This window comes from bacterium endosymbiont of Bathymodiolus sp. 5 South (genome assembly GCF_900128535.1).
Taxonomy (GTDB): Bacteria; Pseudomonadota; Gammaproteobacteria; order PS1; family Pseudothioglobaceae; genus Thiodubiliella.
Map to the genome: position 1 here is coordinate 1 of NZ_FQTR01000131.1, position 4,699 is coordinate 4,699.

Below are 4,699 nucleotides of genomic sequence, written 5' to 3' on the forward strand. Positions count from 1 at the left end.
TGGTGATGGCAACTTAGCAGATACCAACAATAACAACTTAGGCAACACACCAGCAGAAAGACAAAGAAACCAAAAGCTTGTTGACAACAACAATCAGGATTATGCAAAGGTTGATAAAAGCAAGGGAGAGGATTCAGCAATAATAAGATATGCTACACCTGCATTAAAAGACCCAAGTTTAATAATAAAAATTGCAGAAAATGGATTAAAGGCAATAGGAATTATTGCAGGGGCAGAGATTGCTGATCATGTTAATAACAGTGCTCAAGATGATGTGAGCGATATCCCTAAGATTGATGATGTTTCTGAGGTAGCTGGAACTGGTACGCCAATGCCTGATGGAGAGCCTCCTGAGGATTGGGACGATAAAAATAAATACGCTAATAATCCAGATAAACAAAAGAAGAATTTTACAAAAATAAAAGGTAAAAGGAGTGGATATAAAGGAAAATATGGCTCTATTTGGTCAAGAGATAGAACTGAACATGGTGGAAAACAATGGAAAAGGTGGGATAACCTCAAGGATTTTGAAAATAAAAATGTAAAACCAAAAAGCATCTGGCCTGATGGAAGAATAAGGAAAAAATGAAACTCATTAATTGTAAAGATATAGAAAAAAAATTACCTTTGTCTAATTTTGATGATTTTGTAGATGAAAATTATGAAAATAATAACATTATATATATTAGTTTTTTTGATAGGTGGCTTACTAGAGATGATATAGAAATAAAAAAAACTCCTACATATTATTTAGATGGACATGCTGATAAGTCTTTCTACGAAAAATATTATGAATTTGAAAATAAACTTATTCAAGTGTTTATTTATTTATTTAAAAGGAATAAATTATATGGATTTCTGCCAATTAATAGTAGAAAAAGAACTCCAATATTTACTTTTATAAATGAAGATGATTTATCCAGTACTATTAAAGTTTTTTTAAGACTGGAACATGGACTTTGTTTGTATTTTTTAGAAGAAGATATTTTGTTTAATTTAAACGAAGATTTAACCATTCAAGTTTTTAATAAGAACTTGAATGAAGAGGTAATAGATTTAATTATTAGTTTAAACTTACATGTTTTAAGAAAACGGGATGCCTTATAATAATCAGAGTCAGTGTGTGATTTTTTAACAAACCACTCTATCAAAATCCAACTAAAATAAGATCCTGTAAATATAGAATGATAATTGAAAAAGTAAAAATTGAAGGGTTTAGAAACTTTTCAAATCTAACTGCAAACCTTAAAAAAAGCACCCTAATCATTGGAGCTAATGATGTAGGAAAAACTAATTTAATGTATGCTCTGAGACTATTACTTGATAAATCTTTGTCTGAAAGAGATATTGAGCCTGAAGTAACTGATTTTCATATATCAAAAGATGGCAATCGGGCTGAGATATTCTCAATAACAATCTTTTTTAAAGATATTAATGAAGATGCCGCCTTGTCAACATTGAAAGGAAGTGTTAGTGACAATGGGTGCTCTGTATTTAAGTTAGTTGCCAACCGAAACACACTAGATTACCAAATCTCAATTGGTTCAAATGATACTGAGTTAGAGAATGTGCCAAGCCGCTTCTATCTTAAATATATCAACATGAGATATGTTCAGTCACAGCGTGATTTGAAGAAGTTTATTAATATAGAAAAGAAGCAGTTACTGAGGTTATCACAAGATAGTAGAGAAACACCTGAAGCTGAAGCTGATGACCGACAGCTAGGCAAGATTTCTTGTGGCTTGAATATTATTAATGAGAGGGTTAAGCGTTTAAATTACGTTAAAGGCGCAACATCTTTGGTGAATGATGAACTTAAGAAACTATCCCATAATTATACCGAATACGAAGTACATCTTGATTCTGGTGCTATAAAAGTTCACCAATTTATAGATAACCTTGAGTTAGGAGCATCCACTGCTGGATCAGCATTGATGTTAGGAGGGGACGGCAGAAACAATCAAATATTATTAGCACTTTGGAAAGCTAAAAGTGAAAGAGAGTTTGATCCTGATAATGAAGTTATTTTCTATTGTGTTGAAGAACCAGAGGCTCACTTACACCCTCATCAACAAAGAAAATTGGCAGACTATCTTATCAAAGAGCTTTCAGGACAAACTCTTATTACCAGCCATTCCCCACAAATAGCAGCAAGATATAAACCTGATTCTATTACCAACTTGATTAGTAAAAATAATTCTACTATTGCTGCTAGCGAGGGCTGTTCAAACTGTATAAATGATGCTTGGGATGATATGGGGTATCGAATGAGTATATTACCCGCAGAGTCATTTTTCTCAAATTGTGTTTTTTTAGTCGAGGGACCTTCAGAATTGTTGTTTTACCAAGAGCTAGCAACAATAACAGGCATTGATCTTGATTATTATAATATAACGATTCTCAGTGTTGATGGAATACAGTTTGAAGTTTACACATCAATTTTAAATGCACTTGAAATTCCTTGGGTTATGAGAACTGATAATGATGTTTCAAAGGTACCTTGTAAAGACGAGAAAAATTTAGCGGGCATTAATAGATGTATGAAAATTGCTGGAAAAGTCCCATATCCACCCAAAGATCTAATTACAACGGCAAACACTGTAGTTAAAGATGGAACTTGGTTAAACGCATCAGATAAAATAAACCCGAAAGGAATATACTTATCAAAAATAGACTTAGAGTCAGATCTTGCGTTAGAGATGCCTATTGAATTAATGGCATACACTAAGAAAGACAATATTGATGATTCAGTAAAATATATTCAGACTAAAAAAGCGATTAGAATGCGTGAGTTTTTATTACAGAACAAAGCCAAATTAAAGGATATTCAGATGGGGGAACTGATAAAACCACTAAATCATGCAAAGCAAATTGTGGAAGGGCTTCATAGGGATGCCTGAAATTCAATTTACACCAGATCAAGTCAGAGCAATTGAATCAGAAGCCAATATGGTTATTACTGCCTGCCCTGGTAGTGGTAAAACTTCAATTATTGTAGAAAAGATTATTCGTGAAGTTGAATACCTAAAACCATACCAAGGTGTCATTGGTATTACCTTTACAGTAAAAGCAAGTAAAGAGTTAAAGAAAAAATGCAAAAAGAATGGTGTAAATACTAAAGCAAGTTTCTTTGGAACTATAGATCATTTTTGTTTATCAGAAATAATTTACCCTTTTATTTCTCAGATATATGGGGCAACCGTCATTCCGTTGGAATGCAAGCCATATAAGGATCTTGATGAAGAACTAAGAACTGGGTTGCCAGACCTAGGTGCAGAGGGGATTGATCTAAAGACTGAAGATTACAACTTGTATGAGCCAATTATTAGAGAACTCTATTCCAAAAGGATAATTATATTAGAGACTCTTGGTGTACTTTCAGTTTATGTGATAAACAATTCTAGTGGATGTGAAAAATATATCAAATCTAAGTATACATCTTTATATATAGATGAATATCAGGATTCATCAGAACCACAGCATCGATTGTTTATTTCTCTACTTGATTTTGGTCTTAAGGCTGTAGCTGTAGGTGATATACAGCAATCAATTTACGCTTGGCGAGGTAGTGACCCTCAATACATACAAGACTTGATAGATAAACCTGATGTTTTTGAACATCATATTGTTAACATTAATCATCGATGCCACCCCTCAATAAATAATTATGCTAATAGGTTGTTTAATCCGAAGTCAGCAGTACAATCTACAAAAGAAATTAGAGTTTATCAGTGGGTTTTGAATGGTGATCAGCTAAGTACAGTACAGCAGATTAATGGCTCTATAGATAAGTTAATTAATGATGGTTTAACCTCTTCACTATCAGAAGTCGCCATTTTAGTTAGAAGCAATAGGAGTCTTAAATTTGTAAAAGATGGTTTATCTGTCCCTTTCAGAGTTTATAGTAATGACCCACTTAGCTCAATTAATACCCCAACTACGAAAATATTGAATGGATTGTTATTTTATTATTTTGATACAACATTTTTAGTAAATGATGTGCTTGAGGCTACAGAACAATTTCGCACATTATCAACTATGGAAAGAAAAGAATGTAGAAAAATAGTAAAATCTTTGAGAGATGTCCCTACAGGAGCATTGAAAAATAAATTAATAACTATTTGCCAAGAATTAATTAAAGTTGTTATAACAAAGATCGAAAAAAATGCATTGGAGAAAATTCTAGATGATGAATTTATTCTCAAGCAGTACAAGCCTATTAACCAAAATGAAGTTCAAGTAATGACATTGCACAAATCAAAAGGTCTTGAGTTTGATGTCGTATTTCACCTAGATTTGTATGATTGGGTATTTCCTAAACGAAAGTTTACAGAGGGTTGTTATGATGAGGTTTTTAGTAATTGGGAGCAAGAATTAAATTTACACTTTGTTGGTATAACTCGAGCAAAGAAATATTGTATTTTAGTTTCAAGTACTCGTAGATTGAATGGTAGAAATGAAGAAAAAAAAGGGAACAAATCACAATTCATGACTATTCAAGGACTTCCTGAGCTACATGAACTATATGAGCAATAAGGGGCGTAAACATTAATTCAAAGATGAAAGATAATTAATGCTTGCATTCCCTTATCTTTTATTTACAATGCCGACAAGTAGATTCGGTGATGATTGGAATACGATTGCCATTGGCTTTTTTACCGGTATACATCAACATTATTATTGAGGCTATCAAAATACT

General features: G+C 32.5%; 4 protein-coding genes. All 4 read left to right on the forward strand.

Annotated features, from left to right (window positions below; translation table 11 throughout):
- The coding region (locus BBROOKSOX_RS08970) for a hypothetical protein (protein WP_180323943.1) at positions 1 to 589 on the forward strand (589 nt) is incomplete at its 5' end.
- Positions 586 to 1,107 (forward strand): hypothetical protein, encoded by a 522-nt coding sequence (locus BBROOKSOX_RS08975; RefSeq protein ID WP_139661191.1) that lies wholly within the window; start codon positions 586 to 588, stop codon positions 1,105 to 1,107. The genes BBROOKSOX_RS08970 and BBROOKSOX_RS08975, both read left to right, overlap by 4 nt.
- 77 nt (positions 1,108 to 1,184) lie before the next feature.
- Positions 1,185 to 2,900 carry an ATP-dependent nuclease gene (locus tag BBROOKSOX_RS08980; protein WP_139661194.1) on the forward strand — a complete coding sequence of 572 codons (1,716 nt, stop codon included), beginning with the start codon at positions 1,185 to 1,187 and terminating at the stop codon, positions 2,898 to 2,900.
- Positions 2,893 to 4,536: a UvrD-helicase domain-containing protein gene (locus BBROOKSOX_RS08985; RefSeq protein WP_139661196.1), complete on the forward strand. Its 1,644-nt coding sequence runs from the start codon at positions 2,893 to 2,895 to the stop codon at positions 4,534 to 4,536. The genes BBROOKSOX_RS08980 and BBROOKSOX_RS08985 overlap by 8 nt, the downstream gene beginning before the upstream one ends.
- The last annotated feature ends 163 nt before the right edge of the window (positions 4,537 to 4,699 follow it).

What these genes read in the sequence shown, in the direction of transcription:
- BBROOKSOX_RS08975 (WP_139661191.1), top strand. Translation starts at nt 586, where the DNA reads ATGAAACTCATTAATTGTAAAGATATAGAAAAAAAATTACCTTTGTCT.
- BBROOKSOX_RS08980 (WP_139661194.1), top strand. Translation starts at nt 1,185, where the DNA reads ATGATAATTGAAAAAGTAAAAATTGAAGGGTTTAGAAACTTTTCAAAT.
- BBROOKSOX_RS08985 (WP_139661196.1), top strand. Translation starts at nt 2,893, where the DNA reads ATGCCTGAAATTCAATTTACACCAGATCAAGTCAGAGCAATTGAATCA.